Below are 24791 nucleotides of genomic sequence, written 5' to 3'. Positions count from 1 at the left end.
CAGCAACTCCAGGAGAACGATCACCGTGCAGCTCGTCGTCGGCAGGATCGGTCGCGCCCACGGCATCAGGGGGGACGTCAGTGTCGAGGTCCGCACCGACGAACCGGAACTCCGGCTCGGCCCCGGTGCCGTCCTGCTCACCGACCCCGCCTCGGCCGGACCGCTGACCGTCGAGTCCGGCCGGGTGCACAGCGGCCGGCTGCTGCTGCGCTTCGTCGGCGTGAAGGACCGCAACGCGGCGGAGGCGCTGCGGGGCACCCTGCTCATCTCCGAGGTCGACCCGGAGGAGCGTCCGGACGACCCGGAGGAGTACTACGACCACCAGCTGATCGGCCTCAACGTAGTGCTGCTCGACGGCACCCCGGTCGGCGAGCTGACCGAGGTCGTCCACCTGCCGTACCAGGACCTGCTCACGGTGAAGAAGGCCGACGGGACGGAGGTGCTGGTGCCCTTCGTCACCCAGATCGTGCCGACCATCGACCTGGAGAACCAGCGGGCCGTGATCACCCCGCCGGCCGGCCTGATCGACCCCGAACAGGCCGAGGTCGTCGGCAGCGCGGCGGAGGAGCCGGAGGGTTCGGAGTGACCGTCGAGCAGAGCCCCCAGGGAGCCGGGCAGGACGCAGGCCTCAGTGCCGAGCAGGACGCCGGTCGCCAGGACGCCGGCCAGGACGCCGCTCCGGGCGTACGGTCCGGGATGCGGATCGACGTCGTCTCGATCTTCCCGGAGTACCTGGAACCGCTGAACATCTCGCTGGTCGGCAAGGCCCGGGCCCGCGGCCAGCTGGACGTACACCTCCACGACCTGCGCGAATGGACCCACGACGTGCACCGCACGGTGGACGACAGCCCGTACGGCGGCGGCCCCGGCATGGTGATGAAGCCTGAGCCGTGGGGCGAGGCGCTGGACGCGGTCGTGGCCGGCGGGCCCGCAGGCGAGGTGCCCACCCTGGTCGTGCCCACCCCGAGCGGGCGCCCGTTCACCCAGGAGCTCGCCCAGGAGCTGGCCGGCCGCCCCTGGCTGGCGTTCACCCCCGCACGGTACGAGGGCATCGACCGCCGGGTCATCGAGGAGGCGGCCACCCGCATGCCGGTGGTCGAGGCCTCGATCGGCGACTACGTACTGGCCGGCGGCGAGGTCGCGGTGCTGGTGATGGTCGAGGCGATCGCCCGCCTGCTTCCCGGGGTGCTCGGCAACGCCGAGTCCCACCGGGACGACTCCTTCGCTCCCGGCGCGATGGCCGACCTGCTGGAGGGCCCGGTCTACACCAAGCCCGCCGAATGGCGCGGCCGGACCGTGCCGGACGTGCTGCTCAGCGGCAACCACGGCAAGATCGCCCGCTGGCGCCGGGAGCAGGCCTTCGCCCGCACCCTGGCCAACCGGCCCGACCTGGTCGAGCGCTGGCAGTACGGCGCCTTCGACAAGAAGGACCGGGCGGCACTCAGCGTCCTCGGTCTGGCCTGGGACGAGGAGCTCGGCCGATTTCGGTCCGCGGCCGCCGGTGTGGAAGAATAAGCCGCTGCTGTCTGTCGCTGGTTCCCTTCCGTAGGGAGCACGTGGACCGGCGCCCCCGCCACGGGGGGATCGCCGTCAGCCGATGCGGCCCGCAGCGAACCCCATTGTGACGAACTTCCGTGGGCGGCCCGTGGCGCCTGCGATGGAGAGCAACATGAGCAACAAGCTCGCTGCTGTCGACGCGGCTTCGCTGCGCACCGACATCCCGGCCTTCCGCGCCGGTGACACCCTGAAGGTCCACGTCCGGGTCATCGAGGGCAACCGCTCCCGTGTCCAGGTCTTCCAGGGCGTCGTCATCCGCCGCCACGGCGCCGGCGTCGGTGAGACCTTCACCGTTCGCAAGGTCAGCTTCAACGTCGGCGTGGAGCGCACCTTCCCGGTGCACACCCCGGTCGTCGAGAAGATCGAGGTCGTGACCCGCGGTGCGGTTCGCCGCGCCAAGCTGTACTACCTGCGTGACCTCCGCGGCAAGGCCGCGAAGATCAAGGAGAAGCGCGACCGCTGATCCACCGGCCCCCGGCAACGCCGGGGGATCGGAACGCTCCGAAAGGCCGGGCCACCGCAAGGTAAGCTCAGCGCCCGATGAGCACGCACGAACCACCCGCGGACCGCGACGGCAGTCCTGCACCCACCGGTGCGGACTCGCTGTCGCGGTCCGCGGTCGTTTCCGGGCCGGAGCCGTCGTCGGACCGGCGGGCGACGCCGAAGAACGGCCCGACGCCGGACAGCGACTCGATACCGGGCGAGGGCTCGCTGCCCGACAGCGGCGCGCGGCCGGGCAACGGCGCGCGGCCGGAGCAGGGCGAGGACCAGCCCGAGGTGGCGGAGAAGGGCGATGAGGACGAGGAGTCCGAGGAGTCCGAGCCCGGGCGTTCGCGTTCGTGGGACCTGCTGCTGTTGGTCGGGATCTGCCTGGCGGCCCTGCTGCTGGTGAACGCGTTCGTCGCCCGGCCGTTCACGGTGCCCTCCGGATCGATGGAGGACACCCTCCAGCCCGGCGACCGGTTGATCGCCAACCAACTCGCCTACGCCTTCGGCGGCCACCCCCGGCGGGGCGACGTTGTGGTCTTCGACGGGACGGGCTCCTTCCTCCCCGAGTCGGCCGAGCCGCCGGGGTTCTGGGACAACGTGCGTTCGCTCGGCCGGGACCTCGGGCTGGTCCCCGCCGGGAACACGGTCTACCTCAAGCGTGTGATCGGCGTCGGCGGCGACCGGGTGAGGAGCACCGGCCCGGGTGCGCCGCTCACCGTCAACGGTGTCCCGGTGGACGAGACCTCCTACCTGGACCCCGGCGACCAGCCGTCCGACGTGGCCTTCGACGTCGTGGTGCCACCGGGCGAGCTGTTCGTGCTGGGCGACCACCGGAGCGCCTCCCGGGACTCGCGCGACCACCTCGGGGAGCCCGGCGGCGGCTTCGTGCCCGAGGACAAGGTGATCGGGCGGGCCGACTGGGTGGTGTACCCGTTCTCGCGGATGACCGGCCTGGACCGGCCCTCGGCCTTCACCGCAGTCACGGGAACGGGTGGTCATGGGGACCAGGGGTAGGGGCCGGATCGCCGACCGCCCGTCCCCTGAGCCGGGGGAGGGCGAGGCGGACCGTGCCCGCGCCGGATCCTTCGGTCCCGCCGATTCCGCGGAGCCTGCCAGGTCGGTCGCGCCGGTACGAGGCCGTGCCGAGCGCCGTCGCACTGCCCGACGCGCGGCCCGTCGGCGCAAGCGCTCGCTGCTGCGCGAATTCCCGCTGATCATCCTGGTGGCCCTGCTGGTGGCGCTGGTGATGAAGACCTTCATGATCCAGGTGTTCGTGATCCCCTCGGGCTCGATGGAGCAGACCATCCAGGTCGGGGACCGGGTGCTGGTGGACAAGTTGACCCCCTGGTTCGGAAGTGAGCCGCAGCGCGGCGACGTGGTGGTGTTCAAGGACCCGGGCGGCTGGCTGGAGGAGGATCGCAAGCCGTCCCACGACGGTCCGGTACTGGCCGGGGCCAAGCAGGTGCTGACCTTCGTCGGACTGTTGCCTTCCGACAACGAGCAGGACCTGATCAAGCGCGTGATCGGCGTCGGCGGGGACACCGTCGAGTGCTGCGACCCACAGGGGCGGCTCACCGTCAACGGCCACCCGGTGGAGGAGCCGTACCTCGCGCCGGGCAACCCGCCCTCCCGGCAGCCGTTCAAGGTGACGGTGCCGAAGGGGCGCCTGTGGGTGATGGGGGACCACCGAGACGTTTCCGCCGACTCCCGCTTCCACATGGGCAATCCGGGCCAGGGCACTGTCCCGCTGACCGATGTGGTCGGTCGCGCGTTCGTGATCGCCTGGCCGCTGGGCCGCTTCCATCAACTCGATGAACCGAGTTCACTCTCCTCTCTCGCCGCGACCTCGCAGCCCGGCGGAAGTGCGCCGGAATCGATGGGCATTGGGCCGGTTCCAACGGAACCTCCGCTCGTTATGGGTGTGTTGGGCATCCTTCCGTTCGTCTTTCGTCGGCCGGCGCGGCCTCCGAAGTGAGTCGTTCCGCCCGTTGGACGGCCGGACAGCGCGTGTGGAACCGCGAGCCGGATGCCCTGGAGTGATAGAGAAGTGCAGGTGCGGCCGGGAGTGGTTCCGGCCGTGCGCCGAGGCCGGTTGGTGTCAGGGAAGTCCGCCGTGGGCAGCCCTGAGGCGTTCATGGTCGTGGCGAGCGTTGGTGCCCGCTGTGCGGCACTCCGAACGCGGGCGCGCGGGCGTCCGCACAGCAGGGAGGAGACGTTGTGGGGGATTTGGTGATCGGTGCCCGCTCAGGCGCTGGGGAACCCGAGGGCCCGGGTGGCCGGGTGAACCGGTCCGCCGAGTCCTCGGCACCGTCGACGCCGGTCGAGGACACGGCCGCCCAGACCGCCGACGAGCACGGCACCGGGGCGGACGGCCCTTCGGAGCCCCGGCAGCCGGAGAACGAACAGGTGGACGAGTCGGATTCGGAGGCTCAGGCCAAGCCGCGGAAGCAGCGCTCCTTCCTCAAGGAGCTGCCGATCCTGATCGGCATCGCGTTGATCCTCGCGCTGGTGATCAAGACCTTCTTCGTTCAGGCGTTCTCCATTCCGTCCGAGTCGATGCAGAACACGCTGCAGGTCGGTGACCGCGTCCTGGTCGACAAGCTGACCCCCTGGTTCGGATCCGAACCCGAGCGCGGGGACGTCGTGGTGTTCCACGACCCCGGCGGCTGGCTGAACGACGAGCCGACCCAGCAGAGCAGCAACTCCTTCGTCCGCGGGGTGCAGGACGTGCTCAGCTTCGTCGGGCTGATGCCCTCCGCCAACGAGAAGGACCTGATCAAGCGGGTCATCGCGGTCGGCGGCGACACCGTCGAGTGCAAGGACGACGGGCCGGTCAAGGTCAACGGCGTCGCCCTCAACGAGCCGTACATCTATCCGGGCAACACCCCCTGCGGTACGCAGCCCTTCGGCCCGCTCAAGGTGCCGAACGGCCGGATCTGGGTGATGGGCGACCACCGCGCCGACTCGCTGGACTCCCGCTTCCACATGGACCAGCCGGGCGGCGGCGCGGTGCCGGTGGACAACGTGATCGGGCGGGCCTTCGTGGTGGCCTGGCCGGTGGGCCACTGGTCCACGCTCCCGGTGCCGGACACCTTCGACCAGACGGGCCTGGCGGCGGCCTCGCCGGTCGCGCCTCCCGTGGCCGGTGTGGTGGGTGCCGTCGCCCTGCTCCCGCTGGTGCGTCGGGTGCGGGACCGGAAGGGGCGCAGGAAGGAGTCCTGAGCTCCACCCGGTCGTCCCCGACTCTTGCGCGGGCCGTGGTACCGACGAGTAATCTGCTCGGACGTGCCACGGCCCGTCGGCGTTCGCGCCCGAGCCACCGGCGTGCCAGTGGTGTTCTCCGGTCGGCCAGAGGTGGACGGTGTCGATGAGCAGTGTCGCGGAACAGTCGGCCGATCGCCCGGAGGCGCCGGCCCGGCCCGGCCGCCGGCCCGCCGCGGTGCTGCAGGGCGTCGCGCTCGCGCTCGGGCTGCTGATGATGATCGGCGGCTTCGCCCTCATCGCGGTCGACTACCGGCCCTACAAGATCCCCACCGCCTCGATGCACCCGACCCTCCAGGCCGGCGACACGGTGCTCGCCCGCAAGACCGACGGCGGCGCCATCGGCCGGGGCGACGTGGTGGTCTTCCGCGACCAGGCCTGGGGTGGGGAGCTCATGGTCAAGCGGGTGGTCGCGGTCGGCGGTGACACCGTCGCCACCACCGCCGACGACCACCGGCTGACGGTCAACGGACAGCCGGTGGACGAGCCGTACCTCGCTACCCAGGGCCGCCAGGGCGAGTCGTTCAGCGTGACGGTGCCGCAGGGACGGCTGTTCCTGCTCGGCGACAACCGGGTCGGCTCGCTCGACTCCCGCACCCATCTGGAGGCCGACGGCGGGACCGTCCCGGCCACCGAGGTCGAGGCCAGGGTCGAGGCCACCCTGCTGCCCTTCGGCCGGACCGGTCTGCTGGACCGGACCACGGCCTTCGACGGTTTCGGGGGCCCGAAGGCCGCCGGGCCCGGGCCGCTGGAGCCGGCCGCCTGCGCGAGCGTTGCGGGCGCGGCGCTGATCGTCCTGACCTCGGCAGTGGGCGGGGTGGCGGGCCTGACGCGCCGGATCCGCCGGGGGCGCAGCTCCTGAACGCGGGCGTCGCCGGCCGGATCGCTCTGCCGAACATCGCCCCGGACGGGCGCGCCGGGTGGCAGGATCGGTAGCGCCACCGATGCGAACGGAAGGAGCGTGGAGCGCTGCCATGACTGCACAGCGTCGCAGGGCGGCGCGGATCCTGCTGCTGGACGGGCTGGACCGCATCCTCCTCTTCCTGGGCGCCGACCCGGCGGTGCCCGGCGAGACGTGGTGGTTCACGCCCGGGGGCGGCTTGGAGGCGGGGGAGGGCGTGCGCGAGGCGGCCGAGCGGGAGCTCGCGGAGGAGACCGGCTTGCGGGGTGTGGACCTGGGGCCCTTGGTGGCGTACGGCACGGTGTCGTTCTCCTATCGGGGACAGTGCTACGAACAGGAGCAGTGGTTCCACCTGGCCCGGACCGCGAAGACGGGTCTGGACCACTCGGGCATCGGGGACGAGGAGCACGCCCAGCTGCTCGCGGCGCGCTGGTGGACGGTCGAGGAACTGCGGGGGACGGCCGAGACGGTCTACCCGGCCGGACTGGCGGACTTCCTGGGACGACTGCTGGCAGAGGGCCCGCCGGTCGATCCGGTACGGCTCTGAGCGTGGGTGCGGTGGTCCACAATGGGTGGACGTGACAAGTTGAGGGGACGCCTGGATGAGTGCCGAAGATCTCGAGAAGTACGAGACCGAGATGGAGCTCAAGCTCTACCGGGAGTACCGGGACGTCGTCGGCCTGTTCAAGTACGTGATCGAGACCGAGCGACGGTTCTACCTCACCAACGACTACGAGCTGCAGGTGCACTCGGTCCAGGGCGAGGTGTTCTTCGAGGTGTCGATGGCGGATGCGTGGGTCTGGGACATGTACCGGCCGGCCCGGTTCGTCCGCAAGGTCCGGGTGCTGACCTTCAAGGACGTGAACATCGAGGAACTCGCGAAGAGCGATCTGGAGCTGCCCTCGGACGAGTCCGGCTTCGGGAACTGACGTTGGACGACTCAGTCCAGCGTTGTCCAGCCGAATTTCGCCTGACGAGGGCTTCTCACTCCTGCGGGTGACAAGAGTTATCCACAGGGCCGAGTTATCCACAGGGAGCCGGAATTTCCCGGCCCCGGCGAGCACGGTGGTGCAGCCTCCTCGGCGGAGGTGGTCCCACCATGCAGAACACCATCGTGCAGGACCAGGCCGTACCGAACGCGGCCGCAACCGGGACGGACGGCGCAGCCGAGCCGGACCGCAGCACCAGGAACGCGCTCGGCCGCTACGGGGAGCGGGTCGCCGCCCGCCACCTCGCGGAGTCCGGGCTCCGCATCCTGGACCGCAACTGGCGCTGCGTCGAGGGCGAGCTGGACATCGTCGCCCTCGACGGCGACACCGTCGCCGTCTGCGAGGTGAAGACCCGCTCCGAGCGGGGCTTCCAACAACCCAGCGAGGCCATCGACCGGGCCAAGGCCGCCCGGCTGCAACGGCTCGCCGAGCGCTGGCTGGCCGAGCGCTGGCCCGGGCACTTCGCCCGGCTGGCCGGGCCCGGGTACGACCCCGGGCCGTCCGATCCGCAGTGGCCGCCCGCCCCGCCGGGAGGGGTACGGATCGATCTGGTGGCCGTGGTCAACCGGGCGCGGGGTGCGGCCCTGGTCGACCACCTGCGGGGGGTGGTCTGAGATGGCCTTCGCCCGTACCTGTTCCGTCGCGCTGGTCGGGGTCGACGGAGTGATCGTCGAGGTCCAGGCCGATCTGGAGCCCGGGGTGGCCGCGTTCACCCTGGTCGGCCTGCCCGACAAGGCACTCACCGAGGCCCGCGACCGGGTCCGCGCGGCGATCTGCAACAGCGGGGAGGCCTGGCCGCAGCGCAAGCTGACCGTCGGCCTCAGCCCCGCCTCGGTGCCCAAGAGCGGCAGCGGCTTCGACCTCGCGGTGGCCTGCGCCGTGCTGGCCGCCGCCGAGCGGCTCGACCCCTCCTCCATCGCCGACCTGCTGCTCATCGGCGAGCTGGGACTGGACGGCCGGGTGCGGCCGGTCCGCGGGGTGCTGCCGTCGGTGCTGGCCGCCGCCGACGCCGGGTACGAACGGGTCGTGGTCGCCGAGCAGACGGCGTCCGAGGCCTCGCTCGTTCCCGGGGTGACGGTGATCGGGGTCCGCACCCTGCGCCAGCTCGTCGCCGTCCTGACCGGGGCGGCGGAACCGGAGGAGCCGCCCGACCCGATCGGCGGCCGGCCGGATTCGCTGATGGCCGGCCTGATGCTCCCCAGCGCGGGAGTCCGGGGCCTGCCCGACGAGCGGACTCTGCGCCTCGACATGGCCGACGTGGCCGGTCAGTACGAGGCCCGGCGAGCCCTGGAGATCGCCGCCGCGGGAGGGCACCACCTCTACCTCAAGGGGCCGCCGGGCGCGGGAAAGACGATGCTGGCGGAGCGGCTGCCCTCGCTGCTCCCGCCGCTGACCCAGAAGGAGGCGCTGGAGGTCACCGCCGTCCACTCGGTGGCGGGCCTGCTCCCGGTCGGGCGCCCGTTGATCGGCACCGCGCCGTACTGCGCCCCGCACCACTCCACCACGATGCCCGCGATCGTCGGCGGCGGCAGCGGCCTGCCGAGACCGGGGGCGGTGTCCCTCGCCCACCGGGGCGTGCTGTTCCTGGACGAGGCGCCGGAGTTTCCCGTGCGGGTGCTCGACGCGCTGCGCCAGCCGCTGGAGTCGGGCGAGGTGGTGATCGCCCGATCGGCCGGATCGCTCCGGCTCCCGGCTCGGTTCCTCCTGTGCCTGGCCGCGAACCCCTGCCCGTGCGGCCGGTACTCGCGGCGGGGCGAGGGCTGCGAGTGCACCCCGGCCATGGTCAGCCGGTACCAGGGGCGGCTCTCCGGGCCGCTGCTGGACCGGGTGGACCTCCAGGTCCAGGTCGCCCCGGTGACCAGGATCGAGCTCATGGAGCGGGACGCCACGGCGGAGAGCACGGAGACCGTCGCGGCCCGGGTGCTGGCCGCACGGGAACGGGCGGCGGCCCGGCTGGAGCACACCCCCTGGCGGACCAACGCGGAAGTGCCCGGCCATGAGCTGCGGACGCGCTGGCAGCTGGCGGCCGGCGCGCTCAACGACGCCGCCCGTCAGTTGGAACGCGGACTGCTGACCGCCCGCGGCCTGGACCGGGTGCTCCGGGTCGCCTGGACGGTCGCCGATCTGGCCGGCCGCGACCGGCCGGACCAACGGGACGTGCGCACCGCCCTGGTCCTGCGCACCGGCGTCGAGCAGGGCCTCCCGTTCTCCGAGCGCGCCCACGGCCCACTCGGGAGCATCCCGGCCCAGCGCCGGAGCGGCCCGGACGATGACCGGCCCGGAACGCGGACGGAACCCCCGACAAACAACGAGGAGGCGGTATGAAGCAGCTGTTGGGACACCCTCAGACAGCCCAAGTACCCCAAGCCCCCCAGTCACCCCAAGTGCCCCGAGCTACCCAATCGCCCCAGGCACCCCGCGCGGCCGCGGCCGGTCCGCCGGCCGCAGCCGAGCCGGAGCGTCTCGCCCGGGTCCTGCTCAACCGGCTCAGCGAACCCGGCGACGCGGTGGTCGGCCGCTGGCTCGCCCAGCTCCCGGCCGTGGACGTGGTCCGGGCGATCAGGGACGGCACCGTCCCCGACCACCCCGGGCTGGACTCCGCCCGGCTGGCCGCCTACCAGGCGCGGCTCCCGGGTCTGGCCCCGGCGGACGACCTGAAACGGGTACGGGACATCGGTGGACGCTTCATCATTCCGGGGGACACCGAATGGCCCAGTCAACTGGACGACCTGGGCGACGGCCGCCCGATCGGGCTGTGGACGGCCGGCACCTGTTCGCTGCGGCTGCTCGCCCTCCGCTCGGTGGCGGTCGTGGGCTCGCGGGCCTGCACGGCCTACGGCGCCCACGTCGCGGGCGAGCTCTCGGCCCAGCTGGCCGAGCGGGGCTGGGTCGTGGTGTCCGGAGCCGCCTACGGGATCGACGCGGCGGCCCACCGCGGAGCGCTGGCCGTCGGCGGGATGACCGTCGCCGTGCTCGCCTGCGGGGTGGACGTGGCCTACCCGAAGGGGAACGCCGAACTGATCCGGCGGATCGGCGTCCAGGGCCTGCTGGTCAGCGAACTCCCGCCCGGAGAACACCCGAACCGCTTCCGCTTCGTGCTCCGCAACCGAGTCATCGCGGCCCTGACCCGAGGCACCGTGGTGGTCGAGGCGGCGCTGCGCAGCGGAGCCCTGAGCACGGCCAGACGGGCGCGCGACCTCAACCGCCACACCATGGGCGTGGCCGGCCCCGTCACCTCGGAACTCTCCGCCGGGGTGCACGCCCTGATCCGCAGCGGCGGCGCGACGCTGGTCACCGACGCGGCCGAGATCACCGAGCTGGTCGGCGCGATCGGGGACGACCTGGCCCCGCAGCGCAGCGGCCCGGTGCTGCCGAGGGATCTGCTGGAACCCGCGGTGGCCCGCGTGCTGGAAGCCGTCCCGGCCACGGCGGAGGGCGCTCCGGTCGAGCGACTGGCCCGCCAGTCCGGGCTCCCGCCGGACGAAGTCCTGCAGCGGCTCTACGAGTTGGTCTCACTCGGGTTCGTGGAGCGACACGGTGCGCACTGGCGCGTGGTGCGGAGGAGGTGATCGTCGGAAAAGCGAACACTGGTGCGCCCGGGGGAGATGAGCCGGGACGGTCCGGCTGGTCCGGCTGAGCTGCTGATCCGGTTCTTCCGCTCGTGTGGCCGGATCCGGAGCACGAGGGCCACCGGATCGGGGGACGACCGAGTGGCGGTAGCGCTTTGCAGCGAGTTGGTCACGCTACGCTCCACATGCCTTCCCTATCAGCACATGACTCGGCAGAACGGCGCAGACCAACGTATGCCCACACACATTCCCGGACACAGAGTGACCGGTGGCGCCCGGTCCTCGGGAGGGCCGCGGACCGAGCGGCGCCCCGTGACCGAGTTCCCGCCCAAGTCGGCGGGGACGATGGGAGGCCTGTCGCGCCAGGGCGGCCGACCGGCGGTGCTGCCGGGCCAGCCGGCCGACGCGACCAGGGACACCGACGCGGCCCCCGGCGCCGGCGCTGCTCCGAGCGGCGCCGACGCGGCCCCCGGCGCCGACGCTGCTCCGAGCGCCGGAGCGCCCCCCGGTGCGGAGCCGGTGCACGGCGCCGGAGCGCCCCCCGGTGCCGGGGTGGTCGCCGAGGCGGACACGCCCGGCGGTGCAGCCGTCGAGCGCGCCCCCTGCCTGCCCTCGAGCGCCCCCGCCCCGGACGCCACCTCCCCACCGGTGTCCCGGCCCCGCCGGGAGCGGGCCGGTGCGAACGAGGGCGCGGACGCCCGGGATGCCGCTGCCCAGGGGCGCAGCGCGCTCGAAAAGCTCTGGCGCTCGTACAAGGAGACCGGCGACCAGCGGCTGCGGGAGCAGTTGATCCTCCACTACTCACCACTCGTCAAGTACGTGGCGGGCCGGGTCGGAGTCGGTCTGCCCTCCAACGTGGAGCAGGCCGACTTCGTCTCCTCCGGGGTCTTCGGGCTGATCGACGCGATCGAGAAGTTCGACATCAACCGCGCCATCAAGTTCGAGACCTATGCGATCAGCCGCATCCGCGGGGCGATCATCGACGAGCTGCGCGCCCTGGACTGGATCCCCCGCTCGGTGCGGCAGAAGGCGAAGGCCGTCGAACGGACGTACGCGACGCTGGAGGCCCGGCTGCGCCGGACTCCCCACGAGCCCGAGGTCGCGGCAGAGATGGGCATCGCGATCGAGGACCTGCACGCGATCTTCAGCCAACTGTCGCTCGCCAACGTGGTGGCCCTGGACGAGTTGCTCCACCCGGTGGGGGAGGGCGGCGACCGGCTGAGCCTGATGGACACCCTGGAGGACCACGGCGCGGACGACCCGGTGGAGGTGGCCGAGGACCGCGAGCTGCGCAGACTGCTGGCCCAGGCGGTCAACACCCTCCCCGAGCGGGAGAAGACCGTGGTGACGCTCTACTACTACGAGGGCCTCACCCTCGCCGAGATCGGACAGGTGCTGGGGGTGACGGAGAGCCGGGTGAGCCAGATCCACACCAAGTCCGTCCTCCAACTGCGCGCCAAGCTCTCGGAGATCCGGTAGCGGGCGCCCGAGCCCCCCGGCGGGCGCTCCCCGCTCGAATGCGCGGCGCCGTACCGGCCGTAAGTAGGGCTCCGTACAGTGGGAGCGTGCCGAAGATCCGAGCGGCCACGGTGGCCGAGCATCGCCAGCTGCAACGGGCAGCCCTCCTCGACGCTGCCCGCACCCTGCTCATCGAGGGTGGCATGGAGGCCCTCACCTTCCCTTCGCTCGCGGCCCGCACCGGGCTGGCGCGCTCCTCGGTGTACGAGTACTTCCGCTCCCGCGCCGCCGTGGTCGAGGCGCTGTGCGAGGTGGACTTCCCGCTCTGGGCGACCGAGATCGAGGCCGGGATGGCGAGCTGCGACACGGCCGCCGGACGGATCGAGGCGTACGTGCGGGGCCAGCTGGCGCTGGCAGACGACCCCAGGCACCGCGCGGTGATGGCCATCTCGGCGGTGGAACTCGACGAGGCTGCGCGCGAGCGCATCCGGGCGGCGCACGCGGGACTCGTCGGCCTGGTCGTCCAGGCCCTGGAGGACCTCGGTCACGAGCGGCCCCGGCTCGCCGCGGCACTGTTGCAAGGGGTCGTGGAGGGGGCCGTCCGCCGGGCCGAGCAGTTCACCGCAGGGGGCCGCGGGGGTTGCCCGGTCGAGTCCGCCGAGGCAATCGCCGATGCCGCCGTCGCCCTGGCACTGCACGGCCTCGCGCCACAAGGCCTCGACCGCGGCTGAAGCACGGGCCGGACGCTCTACCCGGCCGCCCCCGCCCCTCCCCTCCCCTCCCCTCCCGGCCCCTCCCCTCCGGACCCCGGCTACGCCCCTGCGCCGCCCAGTGGCAGCAGCCGGGCCCGGCCCGCGCCGAGCAGGGCCAGCGGATCGAGGTAACGGCCGCCGCGCAGCAGTCCCCAGTGCAGACAGTCGTGCGCGCCGCAGTGCCGTCCGTCCGGGGCGAGCCGCCCGATCACCTGACCGGCGGTCACCGCGGTGCCGACCGGGAGGGTGCCGGTGACGGGCAGGTAGGTGGTCCGCAGTGGGGGAGTGCCGGAGCCCGGATGGGCGACGGTCACCACCGGCCGCCCCGCCACCAGCCCGGAGAACGTGACCACACCGGCGGCTGCCGCCCGGACCTCCGCCCCGGGCGCGGCAGCGAGGTCCACACCCCGGTGCCCGGCCGCCCAGGGCTTCGGCGGCGGTTCGAACCGCCTCAGCACCCCGTCGGGGCCGCCCACCGGCCAGGCCCGCGCCGCATCCCGACCGGAAGCGCCACTCCCACCGGACCCGTCGGCCGCCCACCCTGCCGCCGGTACCCCCACGACACCCACCAGGGCCAGTGCCACTGCCAGCACCACCCCGGTGCACACCCGCCGAACTCCACTGCGCCCAGTCATGCCCCGAGGCTGGTCGTACGTCGCCTCCCCCGCCACCCACTTCCGGATACCTGTGGACAAACCGCCCCGGCGCCCGTCCACCATCCCCCCGACGGGTGTACGGATGCCGCCATCCGGTGTACAAACGGCGGACGAGGACCGGTCGGAGGGCAACCGCCGACACGTCGGCCACCGTTCTCCGACCGGCGAGGCGCCGGCCGCCGCAGCCGTTTCCCGAAGCTTCCCGCCCGCCTTCGCCGCCCCGACTGCCGCCCGGCCGCCGCCCCGGCTGCGGTCCGGCCACAGCCCGGCCACTTGCCCGGCCGCAGGCCCTCCGGCGCCCGTGAAGTCGCTCGCCGCTCGGCGCTTCCCGTACACTTCACACGCGACCCGGTCCACCGGGTCGACTTCGCACGCCCCGCCACCGGCGGCCGGACGCGGTTCTTCCGCAGCCCCGCCAGGTGCGAGTGCCGCTCGGTCCGCCGAGCCCGACCGGTCCCCGGACCGAGCGGGTGGAAGCGGCTCGGCACGATCGGGGCGTCAGGCGTGGCTGTCACCTGGCCGCCACGGACAAAACCGAGCCTGACCCGGCCGTAGGCGATCGCCCAACGGGAACCCCCCCGCGGGAGCGCCGCAGCCGGGCCGTAACACCTGAGGAGAACGGCCATGGCCGTCGTCACGATGCGGGAGCTGCTGGAGAGCGGCGTCCACTTCGGTCACCAGACCCGCCGCTGGAACCCGAAGATGAAGCGCTTCATCATCACCGAGCGCAACGGCATCTACATCATCGACCTGCTGCAGTCGCTGAACTACATCGACCGCGCCTTCGAGTTCATCAAGGAGACCGTTGCCCACGGCGGCAGCGTCCTCTTCGTCGGCACGAAGAAGCAGGCCCAGGAGGCCATCGCCGAGCAGGCCACCCGCGTGGGCATGCCCTACGTGAACCAGCGCTGGCTCGGCGGCATGCTGACCAACTTCTCGACCGTCTACAAGCGTCTGCAGCGCCTCAAGGAGCTCGGCGAGCTGGACTTCTCGGACGTGGCCGGTTCCGGTCTCACCAAGAAGGAGCTCCTGGTCCTCCAGCGCGAGCACGACAAGCTGGAGAAGACCCTCGGCGGTATCCGCGACATGCAGCGCGTTCCCAGCGCCGTCTGGATCGTGGACACCAAGAAGGAGCACATCGCGGTCGGCGAGGCCCGGAAGCTCAACATCCCGGTCGTCGCCATCCTCGACACCAACTGCGACCCGGACGAGGTCGACTACAAGATCCCGGGCAACGACGACGCGATCCGCTCCGTCACCCTGCTGACCCGCGTGATCGCCGACGCCGTGGCCGAGGGCCTGAAGGCCCGCGCCGGTGTCGCCAAGGGCGACACCAAGGCCGAGCCGGGCGCCGACCAGCCGCTGGCCGACTGGGAGAAGGACCTCATCGAGGGCGAGAAGAAGGCCGAGGAGGCCCCCGCCGCCGAGGCTCCCGCCGCCGCCGAGGCGCCGGCCGAGCAGGCCTGACGTACCAAGGGTGAGGGGCACCCGCCGGTACGACACCGGCAGGTGCCCCTCTCTCCCGCGCCGGGACCGAACCATCGGTCCCGGCGCATCCCCACGCAGACACGCGAGACGCGAGAAGAGATTCACACCATGGCGAACTTCACCGCCGCGGACGTCAAGAAGCTCCGTGAGCTCACCGGCGCCGGCATGATGGACTGCAAGAAGGCCCTGGACGAGGCCGAGGGCAACGTCGAGAAGGCCGTCGAGCTCCTGCGCATCAAGGGCCAGAAGGGCGTTGCCAAGCGCGAGGGCCGTGACGCCTCCAACGGCGCCGTCGCCGCGCTGATCGCCGAGGACAAGAAGTCCGGCGTTCTGGTCGAGCTCAACTGCGAGACCGACTTCGTCGCCAAGGGTGACAACTTCGTCAAGGTCGCCGACGCGATCGCCGCCCACGTCGCCAAGAGCGCCCCGGCCGACCTGGACGCCGCCCTGGCTTCCGAGATCGAGGCCGGGAAGTCCGTCCAGCAGTTCGTGGACGAGGCCAACGCGACCCTGGGCGAGAAGATCGTCTTCCGTCGCTTCGCCCAGTTCGACGGTGACGGCTTCGTCGCGGTCTACCTCCACAAGACCAGCCCCGACCTGCCGCCGGCCGTCGGTGTCCTGGTCGAGCTGGACAAGGAGAACGCCGAGGTCGCCAAGGACGTCGCGCAGCACATCGCCGCCTTCGCGCCGAAGTACCTGTCCCGCGAGGACATCCCGGCCGAGGAGCTGGAGAACGAGCGCCGCGTCGCCGAGGCCACCGCTCGCGAGGAGGGCAAGCCGGAGGCCGCCCTGCCGAAGATCGTCGAGGGTCGCGTCACCGGCTTCGTGAAGGAGAACTCCGTCCTGGAGCAGGCCTTCGCGAAGGACAACAAGAAGACCGTCGCCAAGGTCCTCGAGGAGGCCGGCGTCAGCCTCAAGCGCTTCGCCCGCTTCCGCGTCGGCGCCTGAGCCACGTTCCACCTGGTCCCCGGCCCCCTTAGGCTGGGAACCGCCCCTGCCCGCTGACCAGGGCGGGGGGAACGCCGAACGGGCTCACCCAGCGCCAACCGTCCATGGGCGGGCCGCTTCGGCACCATGAACGACGAGGAGGCCATTGCCGTGCAGGACACCGAACCGGTTCCCGCGGCAGTGGCCTCCTCGCGTGTACGCGCAGGCCGGGTATCCGCACACCCAGGCCTGTGAGCCAGCAGGTGCAAAAAGGAGAAGTCCATGCAGGAGACGCAGGAGACCGCGCAGGACCCCAAGGCGGGCTCGCGTCGCCGGGTGCTGCTCAAGCTGTCCGGTGAAGCCTTCGCCGGTGGCGGCGGGCTCGGCGTCGACCCGGACGTCGTGCACGCGATCGCCCGTGAGATCGCCACCGTCGTCCGCGCCGGTACCGAGGTCGCGGTGGTCATCGGCGGCGGCAACTTCTTCCGTGGTGCGGAGCTTCAGGTCCGCGGCATGGACCGGGCCCGCTCGGACTACATGGGCATGCTCGGCACCGTCATGAACTGCCTGGCGCTGCAGGACTTCCTGGTCAAGGAAGGCATCGAGACCCGCGTCCAGACCGCCATCACCATGGGCCAGGTCGCCGAGCCGTACCTGCCGCTGCGGGCCGTCCGGCACCTGGAGAAGGGCCGTGTGGTGATCTTCGGCGCCGGCATGGGCATGCCGTACTTCTCCACCGACACCACGGCCGTCCAGCGCGCCCTGGAGATCCACGCCGACGTCCTGCTGATGGGCAAGAACGGCGTGGACGGCGTCTACGACTCCGACCCCCGGACCAACCCGGACGCGGTGAAGTTCGACGCGCTGGAGTACTCCGAGGTCATCGCGCGCGACCTCAAGGTCGCCGACCTCACCGCGATCACGCTGTGCAAGGACAACAACCTCCCGATGCTGGTCTTCGAACTGCTGGCGGAGGGCAATATCGCGCGTGCGGTGAAGAGTGAGAAGATCGGCACACTCATCAGCCAGGATTCTGTCCGGGCCTGAGCAGCAGCCAGCCGTACGGGACGGCGTCCGCCGCGACCGGCCCCGATGCCGACACCGGTCGGGACAACAGCAGATGAACCGGACAGGGAGATCACAGTGATCGAAGAGACCCTCCTCGAGGCCGAGGAGAAGATGGAGAAGGCCGTCGTCGTCGCCAAGGACGACCTGGCGGCCATCCGCACCGGCCGCGCGCACCCGGCGATGTTCGCCAAGATCGTCGCCGAGTACTACGGCGCCGTGACGCCGATCAACCAGCTGGCCTCGTTCTCGGTGCCGGAGCCCCGGATGGCGGTCGTCTCGCCGTTCGACAAGACCGCGCTGAAGGCCATCGAGCAGGCCATCCGCGACTCCGACCTGGGCGTCAACCCGTCGAACGACGGCTCCATCATCCGGGTGGTGCTGCCCGAGCTGACCGAGGAGCGCCGCCGCGAGTTCATCAAGATCGCCCGCACCAAGGGCGAGGACGCCAAGGTCTCGATCCGCTCGGTGCGCCGCAAGGCCAAGGACGCCATCGACAAGCTGGTCAAGGACGGCGAGGTCGGCGAGGACGACGGCCGCCGCGCCGAGAAGGAGCTCGACGACACCACGGCCAAGTACGTGGCCCAGGTCGACGAGCTGCTGAAGCACAAGGAAGCCGAGCTGCTCGAGGTCTGATGAACGACGCCCCTGACGCCCCTGGCTACTGGGGCCCGTCCGACCAGCAGTTCCAGCCCTACCGCCCGGCGCCGCAGTCGCAGCCGCAGGCGACCCGTACCCTGGCCCATCCGGCGCCGGGGTACGGCGAGCATCCGGCGCCGGGCCAGGGCCGGCCCTTCCCGGGGCACCCCGGCCACCCGGGCGGCCAGGCCGCCGCCCACCAGGGTGTGCCGGGTGCCGCCCCGGGGGACCAGGGCCTCCGTTCGGATCACTCGCAGCAGCCTCCGGTGTACTGGGGCGGCGACGCGGAGGAGACTCAGGTCATGCCTCCCGTACCGGCCGGTCCCGGCCCGCACTCGGGCGCGCCCGACCGCGGTCCGGCCCGGGGCCCGTCGGCGGCGCCCGGTCAGCAGCAGGCCCACAGGCAACACCAGGCGCCCGGTGCGCAGCAGGCTCCCGGCCGGCACCAGGCGCCCGGTCAGCAGCAGGCTGCCGGCCGGCACCAGGGACCCGGTGGCCCGCTGTTCCGGGACGAGCAGCCCGAGCCGGCGCCGCCGGGTGTGACCGAGACGGTCGTGCTGCGCGCGATATCCGACGACGTCCCCCCCACCCCCGGCCACGGCCTCCCGCCGTACCCGGGGGCTCCTGTGCATCCCGCGCCGCCGCAGAGCCACCGGGCGGCCGGGCAGCCCCCCTTCGTGCCGTCGTCCCATCCAGGGCAGGAGACACCAGTGGCCGCCCAGCCCGCCCCGCAGCCGGAGCCGCGCAAGCAGCGCGGCGGCCGTAACCTCCAGGCCGCCATAGGCGTGGGGGTGGGCCTGGGCGCGGTGATCATCGCCTCGCTGTTCGTGGTGAAGGCGCTGTTCCTGTTCGTCGTGATGGCCGCGGTGGCGGTCGGCAGCTGGGAGCTCACCACCCGGCTCGCCGAGCGCAAGCAGATCAAGGCCCCGCTGGTTCCGCTGGTGGTGGGCGGCGTCGCGATGGTCGCCTGCGGTTACTGGGCCGGCGTCCAGTGGGCCGCGGCCTCGTTGGCGCTGACCGGGCTGGCGGTGATGGTCTGGCGGATGGCCCAGCCGCCGGAGAACTACCTCCGGGACATAACGGCGGGCGTGTTCACCGCCTTCTACGTGCCCTTCCTGGCGACCTTCGTGGCGATGATGCTGGCCGCCGACGACGGCCCCCAGCGGATCGTGCTCTTCCTGATCGTCACGATCTGCAGCGACACCGGCGCCTACGCGGTGGGCTACAAGTTCGGCAAGACCAAGCTGGCCCCGACGATCAGCCCCGGCAAGACCCGCGAGGGCCTGGCCGGCGGCATCGGCCTGTCGATGCTGGCGGGTGCCGTGCTGATGCAGCTGATCATCGACGGCGGCAGCTGGTGGCAGGGCCTGATCCTGGGCGGCTGCGCGGCGGTCACCGCGACCCTGGGTGACCTGGGCGAGTCGATGATCAAGCGCGACCTCGGGATCAAGGACATGGGCACGCTGCTGCCCGGCCACGGCGGCATCATGGACCGGCTGGACTCGCTGCTGCCGACCGCCCCGGTGGTCTGGCTGCTGCTGGCCGCCTTCGTCGGCAGCTGACCGGAGCGTGGTGACGGGGCCCCGGACGCCAGGCGTCCGGGGCCCCCGCGCGTCTGCGACACTGGAACAACCATGCCTAAGCCCGGAGAACTCACCTTTGTCGCGCCGCGCGGCGCCAAGCCCCCGCGACACCTCGCCGACCTGAGCCCCGCCGAGCGCAAGGAGGCCGTCGCCGAGCTGGGCGAGCAGCCGTTCCGCGCCAAGCAGCTCTCCAACCACTACTTCGGCCGGATGTCGAACGACCCGGCGAGCTGGACGGACATCCCCGCCACCAGCCGGGAGAAGCTCACCGAGAGCCTGCTGCCCGAGCTGATGTCGGTGGTGCGCCACGTCTCGTGCGACGACGACACCACCCGCAAGACGCTGTGGAAGCTGTTCGACGGCACGCTCGTCGAGTCGGTGCTGATGCGCTACCCCGACCGGGTCACCATGTGCATCAGCTCGCAGGCGGGCTGCGGCATGAACTGTCCGTTCTGCGCCACCGGCCAGGCCGGGCTGACCCGCAACCTGTCCACCGGCGAGATCGTCGAGCAGATCGCGGCCGGGATGCGCGCGCTCAAGGCCGGTGAGATCCCGGGCGGCGAGGCGCGGCTGTCCAACGTGGTCTTCATGGGCATGGGCGAGCCGCTGGCCAACTACAACCGGGTGCTGGCCGCGATCCGCCGGCTGACCGACCCGGCGCCGGACGGCTTCGGCCTGTCCCAGCGCGGCATCACGGTCTCCACCGTCGGCCTCGTCCCGGCGATGAACCGGCTGGCCGACGAGGGTCTCAGCTGCCGCCTGGCGCTGTCGCTGCACGCCCCGGACGACGAGCTGCGTGACGAGCTGGTCCCGGTGAACACCCGGTGGAAGGTCGCCGAGGTGCTGGACGCGGCCTGGAACTACGCGGAGAAGTCCGGCCGCCGGATCTCCATCGAGTACGCGCTGATCAAGGACATCAACGACCAGGCGTGGCGGGCGGACCTGCTCGGCCGACTGATCAAGAACAACAGGGTGCACGTCAACCTGATCCCGTTGAACCCGACCCCGGGTTCGAAGTGGACGGCCTCCCGGCCCGAGGACGAGCGGGAGTTCGTCCGTCGGCTCCAGTCGCACGGCGTGCCGACGACGGTCCGCGACACCCGCGGCCAGGAGATCGACGGCGCCTGCGGCCAGCTCGCCGCGGCGGGCTGAGCAGGCGGGTCGAGTAGGCGGTCCGTGCAGGCGGTCCGTGCGAGCGGTCCGTGCGGGCGCGCCGAGTGGACAGGCCTGTACAGGCGGTCCGGACAGCCGGGCCCAGCGGGCGGTCTACCGCAGTCCGGCGGCCGCCAGCGCGGCGGTCGCCCCGCCGGTCAGCAGCAGCGTGGTGCCCACCGCGAGGGTGCGCAGCGCGACCGCGCCGAACAGCAGCCGGGGTGAGGTGCCGAGGCGCAGCAGCGCTTCGGTGACCTCCCGGCGGTCGCTGCGGACCTCGGCGAGCCGGGCGATCACCGCGGCGGCCGCGCAGCCGAGCACCAGGCAGGCCTCGATGGCGGGCAGCGCGTCGGCGCTGTCCGGCGTGCCGATCCAGTAGCGGATGGTGGTCAGCACCAGGGCGACGACCAGGGTGAGGACGGCCAGCGGCGGGCCGAGCCGGCGGGCCTGGGCGGTGAGGCCGCGTCCGGCCAGCAGCCGCAGCGGGGTGGGTCGGCCGACGGCGAGCAGCCGTCCGGTCCAGGCGAGAAGCGGGCCGGTGAGCAGGGCCAGGCCGAGCGCGCCGCCGGCCCAGCCGCCGAGGGCGGCGGTGCTGGTGGTGCCGAGTCCGGCGGGCAGGTGGATCGGGCGGCCGTCGGCGGGGGCGCCGGGGCGCAGTGCGATGAGTTCGAGCGCGGCGCCGATCACCACCAGCCCGATCGGTGCGGCGATCCGCAGCGGGCTGAAGCCGGTGCGGCCGCGGGCGCGGCCGCCGGGCAGGGTCTCCGCGACGGGCACCGAGTAGCCGGCGGCGATGCCGGCGGTGAGCGGGACCAGGGCGAGCAGGGTGACCGGCGCGGCGGCCGGCAGCGGCACGCCCATGCCGAGGTCGGGGGCGAGCGAGGGCCCGGCGATGTCGTTGCGCAGCACCAGGAAGAGCAGCAGGGTGAGCACGCTGCCGAGGGTGCAGGCGAGGGTGACCTCGCCGGCGATCAGGGTGCGGATCCGCCGGGAGCCGGCCCCGGCGGCGGTGAGACCGGCGATCCGCTCGGGCCGCCGGGCGGGCACCGAGCGGGCGGCGACGGCCGCGAACCAGGCCACGGCGGTGAGCGGGGGCAGGCACCAGAGCAGTCGCACCAGCGCATCGGCGCCGCCGATCGGTTCGCTCAGCGCCCGGCCGAGGGAGCGCAGCAGGAAGGCGGCGACGACGGCGGCCGCCAGCGTGGTGAGCAGCCAGCGGCCGAGGTCGGGCGCCCGGTAGCCCCGGGCCAGACGGAGGTAGAACACGTCGACTCTTTCAGCGGCTCGGCGCCGTCAGTGGCGGATGGCCGTGGCGGCGGTGGCACCGGCCGTGCCCGGGGCGGTGGTGTCGCGAGGGACGGGGGCGGCGGGGGCGGTGAACCGTCCGTCGACGAGGGCGACGGCGCGGTCCGCGAACCGGACGAGCTCGGGGTCGTGGGTGGCCAGGACGAGGGTGAGCTGGTGCGAGCGGGCCGCGCTGGTCAGTATCCGCAGGACCTGGTCGGCGGCCTCGCGGTGCAGTGGGGCGGTGGGGTCGTCGGCGAAGACGACGTTCGGCAGTGGGGCGAGGGCGCGGGCGACCGCGATCCGCTGGCACTGGCTCTGGACCAGCCGGTCGGGGCGGTGCCGACCGATGTCGCCGACGTTGAGGCGTTCGAGCCACTCGTCGGCGGCGGTGTAGGCGGCCTTGTTGCCGGCTCCGGCGAGCAGCAGCGGCAGGGCGACGTTCTCGCGGGCGGTCAGCTCGGGCACCAGGTGCGGTTCGGAGCCGACGAAGCCGAAGCGGTCGCGGCGCAGCCGTTCGCGGCCGGCCCGGCCGAGGGTGTGTACGGGGGCGCTGTTGAACCAGACCTCGCCCTCGTCGACCGGGAGCTGGGCGGAGAGGCAGCCGAGCAGGGTGCTCTTGCCGGAGCCGCGCGGGCCGGTGACGGCGAGCACCTCGCCCTCCCGGACGCCGATGGAGATGCCGCGCAGAGCGGGGGTGCCGTAGTGGGACTTGACGATCCCTCGGGCCCACAGCACGTCGTTGTCAGGCGGTGACGCTGACATGAGGTTCCATCCTGGGTGGCCGCAGGGATATGACAGTCGTCAGATTAGAACGACCGGGACCGGTGGCGGTTGCGGCGCTCTGGGCCATCACGGGCAAATCACCCGCATTCAGGCATGTTTGGTCGTGCGACTGTGATGTTCGGTGGGGTGGCGGTGGCGGGTGCGCCGAAGGGCGGTCCCGCGGGGAGCGGGACCGCCCTTCGGCGGAGGGTGGGGAAGAGGGCTCAGGGGGTCAGAGCTTCGCCCACGCGTCGGTGAGGCTGGTCCGCAGGATCTGCTCGATCTCGTCGAAGGTCGACTGGTCGGAGATCAGCGGCGGGGCCAGCTGGACGACCGGGTCGCCACGGTCGTCGGCGCGGCAGTACAGGCCGTTGTCGAAGAGGGCCTTCGAGAGGAAGCCGTAGAGCACGCGCTCGGTCTCCTCGTCGTTGAAGGTCTCCTTGGTGACCTTGTCCTTCACGAGCTCGATGCCGTAGAAGTAGCCGTTGCCGCGGACGTCGCCGACGATCGGCAGGTCGCGCAGCTTGCTCAGGGTGCCCAGGAACGCCGACTCGTTGTCGAGCACGTGCTGGTTGAGGCCCTCGCGCTCGAAGATGTCGAGGTTGGCGAGCGCCACGGCCGAGGAGACCGGGTGGCCGGCGAAGGTGTAGCCGTGCAGGAAGGTGTTGTCACCCTTGTAGAACGGCTCGGCGATGCGGTCGGAGATGATCGTGGCGCCGATCGGGGAGTAGCCCGAGGTCATGCCCTTGGCGCAGGTGATCATGTCCGGCACGTAGCCGAACTTGTCGGCGCCGAACATGGTGCCGAGGCGGCCGAAGGCGCAGATGACCTCGTCCGAGACCAGCAGCACGTCGTGGCGGTCGCAGATCTCGCGCAGGCGCTGGAAGTACCCGGGCGGCGGCGGGAAGCAGCCACCGGCGTTCTGCACCGGCTCGACGAAGACGGCGGCGACGGTCTCGGGGCCCTCGAAGAGGATGGCCTCCTCGACCTGGTCGGCGCACCAGCGGCCGTACGCCTCGGGGTCGACGGTGCCGTCGGGGCCCTCGAGGTAGTGCGGGGCGCGGTAGATGTTGGTGTTCGGGGCCTTGTGGGTGCCCGGCACCAGCGGCTCGAACGGGGCCTTCAGGCCCGGCAGGCCGGTGATGGACAGCGCGCCCTGGGGGGTGCCGTGGTAGGCGATGGCGCGGGAGATGACCTTGTACTTGGTCGGCTTGCCGATCAGCTTGAAGTACTGCTTGGCGAGCTTCCAGGCGGTCTCGACGGCCTCGCCGCCACCGGTGGAGAAGAAGACCTTGTTCAGGTCGCCCGGGGCGTAGTTGGCCAGGCGCTCCGCCAGCTCGACGGCCTTCGGGTGCGCGTAGCTCCAGATCGGGAAGAACGCGAGTTCCTTGGCCTGCTTGGCGGCGACCTCGGCGAGCTCGGTGCGGCCGTGACCGGCCTGCACGACGAACAGGCCGGCCAGGCCGTCGATGTACTTCCGGCCCTTGTCGTCCCAGATGTACGTGCCCTCGCCCTTGACGATGGTCGGCACGGGGGAGTTCTCGTACGACGACATGCGGGTGAAGTGCATCCACAGGTGGTCGTAGGCGGTCTTGGAAAGGTCCTTCTGCGCCGGGTCGGCTGTCATCGGGTGCCCCAGGTGTAGGTCTGTTTCCGGAGCTTCAGGTAAACGAAGCTCTCGGTGCTCCGCACGCCGGGAAGCGCGCGGATGCGCTTGTTGATCAGTTCGAGCAGGTGCTCGTCGTCCTCGCAGACCAGTTCGGCCAGGAGGTCGAACGAGCCTGCGGTGCAGACGACGTAGTCGACCTCGTCGAGGGCGGCCAGCGCGTCGGCGACGGGTTCGATGTCGCCCTCGACCCGGATGCCGACCATCGCCTGGCGGGTGAAGCCGACGGTGAGCGGGTCCGTGACGGCGACGATCTGCATCACGCCCTGGTCGAGCAGCTTCTGGACGCGCTGCCGTACGGCTGCCTCGGACAGGCCGACGGCCTTGCCGATGGCGGCGTACGGGCGGCGCCCGTCCTCCTGGAGCTGCTCGATGATCGCCTTGGAGGCGGCGTCGAGGGGAACGCTCGCGTTCCGGTCGCGGTTGGCCACGCGGCCACTGTGCCTGATCGTTCTCCTGTTCGCAAGCGTGGAAGCTGCTGATTTCGTCGTGATCTTGGAAATCCCGTACGGATTTCATCGCTCATGAGCGCTACGTCTGTCGATACCGGCAGTCTTGCGGCTACCCTGGCACGGTACGCGCGCACCCTC

25 protein-coding genes are annotated in these 24791 nt (G+C 72.1%); 20 read left to right on the top strand and 5 right to left on the bottom strand.

All coding sequences use genetic code 11. The annotated features are described in order from the left end of the window. Positions 1-25 precede the first annotated feature (25 nt). The 14 genes from rimM to ACH4J0_RS29620 all read left to right on the top strand — a co-directional run bounded on the left by rimM (position 26) and on the right by ACH4J0_RS29620 (position 12955). Positions 26-586, top strand: coding sequence for a ribosome maturation factor RimM (gene rimM / locus ACH4J0_RS29685; protein ID WP_396243699.1), 561 nt, complete (start codon positions 26-28; stop codon positions 584-586). A 110-nt stretch (positions 587-696) separates the two neighbouring features. Then, a complete protein-coding gene (gene trmD, locus ACH4J0_RS29680) occupies positions 697-1515 on the top strand; it encodes a tRNA (guanosine(37)-N1)-methyltransferase TrmD (protein WP_396243738.1) in 819 nt (272 codons plus the stop codon). Positions 1516-1669: 154 nt separating this feature from the next. Beyond that, positions 1670-2020 (top strand): 50S ribosomal protein L19, encoded by a 351-nt coding sequence (rplS, locus tag ACH4J0_RS29675; protein ID WP_030243502.1) that lies wholly within the window; start codon positions 1670-1672, stop codon positions 2018-2020. A gap of 77 nt (positions 2021-2097) precedes the next feature. Next, positions 2098-3060 carry a signal peptidase I gene (gene lepB, locus ACH4J0_RS29670; protein ID WP_396243698.1) on the top strand — a complete coding sequence of 321 codons (963 nt, stop codon included), beginning with the start codon at positions 2098-2100 and terminating at the stop codon, positions 3058-3060. A 208-nt stretch (positions 3061-3268) separates the two neighbouring features. After that, a complete protein-coding gene (lepB, locus tag ACH4J0_RS29665) occupies positions 3269-4021 on the top strand; it encodes a signal peptidase I (protein ID WP_396243697.1) in 753 nt (250 codons plus the stop codon). A gap of 242 nt (positions 4022-4263) precedes the next feature. Continuing rightward, positions 4264-5268, top strand: coding sequence for a signal peptidase I (gene lepB / locus ACH4J0_RS29660; protein WP_396243696.1), 1005 nt, complete (start codon positions 4264-4266; stop codon positions 5266-5268). Positions 5269-5413: 145 nt separating this feature from the next. Beyond that, complete coding sequence (gene lepB, locus ACH4J0_RS29655; protein ID WP_396243695.1) at positions 5414-6169, top strand: signal peptidase I; 756 nt, start codon at positions 5414-5416, stop codon at positions 6167-6169. Positions 6170-6281: 112 nt separating this feature from the next. Further along, complete coding sequence (locus ACH4J0_RS29650) at positions 6282-6755, top strand: NUDIX hydrolase (protein ID WP_396243694.1); 474 nt, start codon at positions 6282-6284, stop codon at positions 6753-6755. A gap of 55 nt (positions 6756-6810) precedes the next feature. Further along, on the top strand, positions 6811-7137 hold the full coding sequence (locus ACH4J0_RS29645; protein ID WP_030056781.1) for a DUF2469 domain-containing protein: 327 nt from the start codon (positions 6811-6813) through the stop codon (positions 7135-7137). Positions 7138-7307: 170 nt separating this feature from the next. Beyond that, positions 7308-7811 carry a YraN family protein gene (locus ACH4J0_RS29640; protein WP_396243693.1) on the top strand — a complete coding sequence of 168 codons (504 nt, stop codon included), beginning with the start codon at positions 7308-7310 and terminating at the stop codon, positions 7809-7811. Position 7812: 1 nt separating this feature from the next. Then, on the top strand, positions 7813-9522 hold the full coding sequence (locus tag ACH4J0_RS29635) for a YifB family Mg chelatase-like AAA ATPase (RefSeq protein WP_396243692.1): 1710 nt from the start codon (positions 7813-7815) through the stop codon (positions 9520-9522). Beyond that, positions 9519-10766 carry a DNA-processing protein DprA gene (gene dprA / locus ACH4J0_RS29630; RefSeq protein WP_396243691.1) on the top strand — a complete coding sequence of 416 codons (1248 nt, stop codon included), beginning with the start codon at positions 9519-9521 and terminating at the stop codon, positions 10764-10766. Before ACH4J0_RS29635 ends, dprA begins: the two co-directional genes overlap by 4 nt. A gap of 606 nt (positions 10767-11372) precedes the next feature. After that, a complete protein-coding gene (gene whiG, locus ACH4J0_RS29625) occupies positions 11373-12245 on the top strand; it encodes an RNA polymerase sigma factor WhiG (RefSeq protein ID WP_396243737.1) in 873 nt (290 codons plus the stop codon). Between the two features lie 110 nt (positions 12246-12355). Continuing rightward, entirely contained in the window at positions 12356-12955 is a 600-nt protein-coding gene (locus tag ACH4J0_RS29620; RefSeq protein ID WP_396243736.1) for a TetR/AcrR family transcriptional regulator, read from the top strand. 80 nt (positions 12956-13035) lie between these two features. Here the strand turns inward: ACH4J0_RS29620 and ACH4J0_RS29615 are convergent, their stop codons facing one another. Next, positions 13036-13611, bottom strand: coding sequence for a murein hydrolase activator EnvC family protein (locus ACH4J0_RS29615; protein WP_396243690.1), 576 nt, complete (start codon positions 13609-13611; stop codon positions 13036-13038). A 645-nt stretch (positions 13612-14256) separates the two neighbouring features. Here ACH4J0_RS29615 and rpsB point away from each other — a divergent pair. The 6 genes from rpsB to rlmN all read left to right on the top strand — a co-directional run bounded on the left by rpsB (position 14257) and on the right by rlmN (position 20486). After that, positions 14257-15099 (top strand): 30S ribosomal protein S2, encoded by an 843-nt coding sequence (gene rpsB, locus ACH4J0_RS29610; RefSeq protein ID WP_396243689.1) that lies wholly within the window; start codon positions 14257-14259, stop codon positions 15097-15099. A gap of 129 nt (positions 15100-15228) precedes the next feature. Next, positions 15229-16068, top strand: a complete 840-nt coding sequence (gene tsf, locus ACH4J0_RS29605; protein WP_396243688.1) for a translation elongation factor Ts — start codon at positions 15229-15231, stop codon at positions 16066-16068. 261 nt (positions 16069-16329) lie between these two features. Beyond that, a complete protein-coding gene (pyrH, locus tag ACH4J0_RS29600; RefSeq protein WP_030056790.1) occupies positions 16330-17094 on the top strand; it encodes a UMP kinase in 765 nt (254 codons plus the stop codon). A 96-nt stretch (positions 17095-17190) separates the two neighbouring features. Next, the gene (gene frr, locus ACH4J0_RS29595) at positions 17191-17748 is read left to right on the top strand and encodes a ribosome recycling factor (protein ID WP_380417258.1); all 558 of its coding nucleotides are present in this window, start codon (positions 17191-17193) and stop codon (positions 17746-17748) included. A 305-nt stretch (positions 17749-18053) separates the two neighbouring features. Next, entirely contained in the window at positions 18054-19313 is a 1260-nt protein-coding gene (locus ACH4J0_RS29590) for a phosphatidate cytidylyltransferase (protein WP_396243735.1), read from the top strand. A gap of 72 nt (positions 19314-19385) precedes the next feature. Then, positions 19386-20486 carry a 23S rRNA (adenine(2503)-C(2))-methyltransferase RlmN gene (gene rlmN, locus ACH4J0_RS29585; RefSeq protein ID WP_396243687.1) on the top strand — a complete coding sequence of 367 codons (1101 nt, stop codon included), beginning with the start codon at positions 19386-19388 and terminating at the stop codon, positions 20484-20486. A gap of 114 nt (positions 20487-20600) precedes the next feature. On the opposite strand, the gene ACH4J0_RS29580 is transcribed toward rlmN, so the two are convergent. The 4 genes from ACH4J0_RS29580 to ACH4J0_RS29565 form a co-directional block, all read right to left on the bottom strand. Further along, complete coding sequence (locus ACH4J0_RS29580; protein ID WP_396243686.1) at positions 20601-21752, bottom strand: hypothetical protein; 1152 nt, start codon at positions 21750-21752, stop codon at positions 20601-20603. Positions 21753-21779: 27 nt separating this feature from the next. Beyond that, the gene (locus ACH4J0_RS29575; RefSeq protein WP_396243685.1) at positions 21780-22535 is read right to left on the bottom strand and encodes an ABC transporter ATP-binding protein; all 756 of its coding nucleotides are present in this window, start codon (positions 22533-22535) and stop codon (positions 21780-21782) included. Positions 22536-22767: 232 nt separating this feature from the next. After that, a complete protein-coding gene (locus tag ACH4J0_RS29570; RefSeq protein ID WP_030290419.1) occupies positions 22768-24162 on the bottom strand; it encodes an aspartate aminotransferase family protein in 1395 nt (464 codons plus the stop codon). Beyond that, positions 24159-24695, bottom strand: a complete 537-nt coding sequence (locus ACH4J0_RS29565) for an Lrp/AsnC family transcriptional regulator (protein WP_063736546.1) — start codon at positions 24693-24695, stop codon at positions 24159-24161. Before ACH4J0_RS29565 ends, ACH4J0_RS29570 begins: the two co-directional genes overlap by 4 nt. Positions 24696-24791 lie beyond the last annotated feature (96 nt).

This window comes from Kitasatospora sp. NPDC017646 (genome assembly GCF_044329365.1).
GTDB lineage: Bacteria > Actinomycetota > Actinomycetes > Streptomycetales > Streptomycetaceae > Kitasatospora.
Note: the sequence above shows the minus strand (reverse complement) of the source record. Positions and strands in the feature narration are given on the sequence as shown.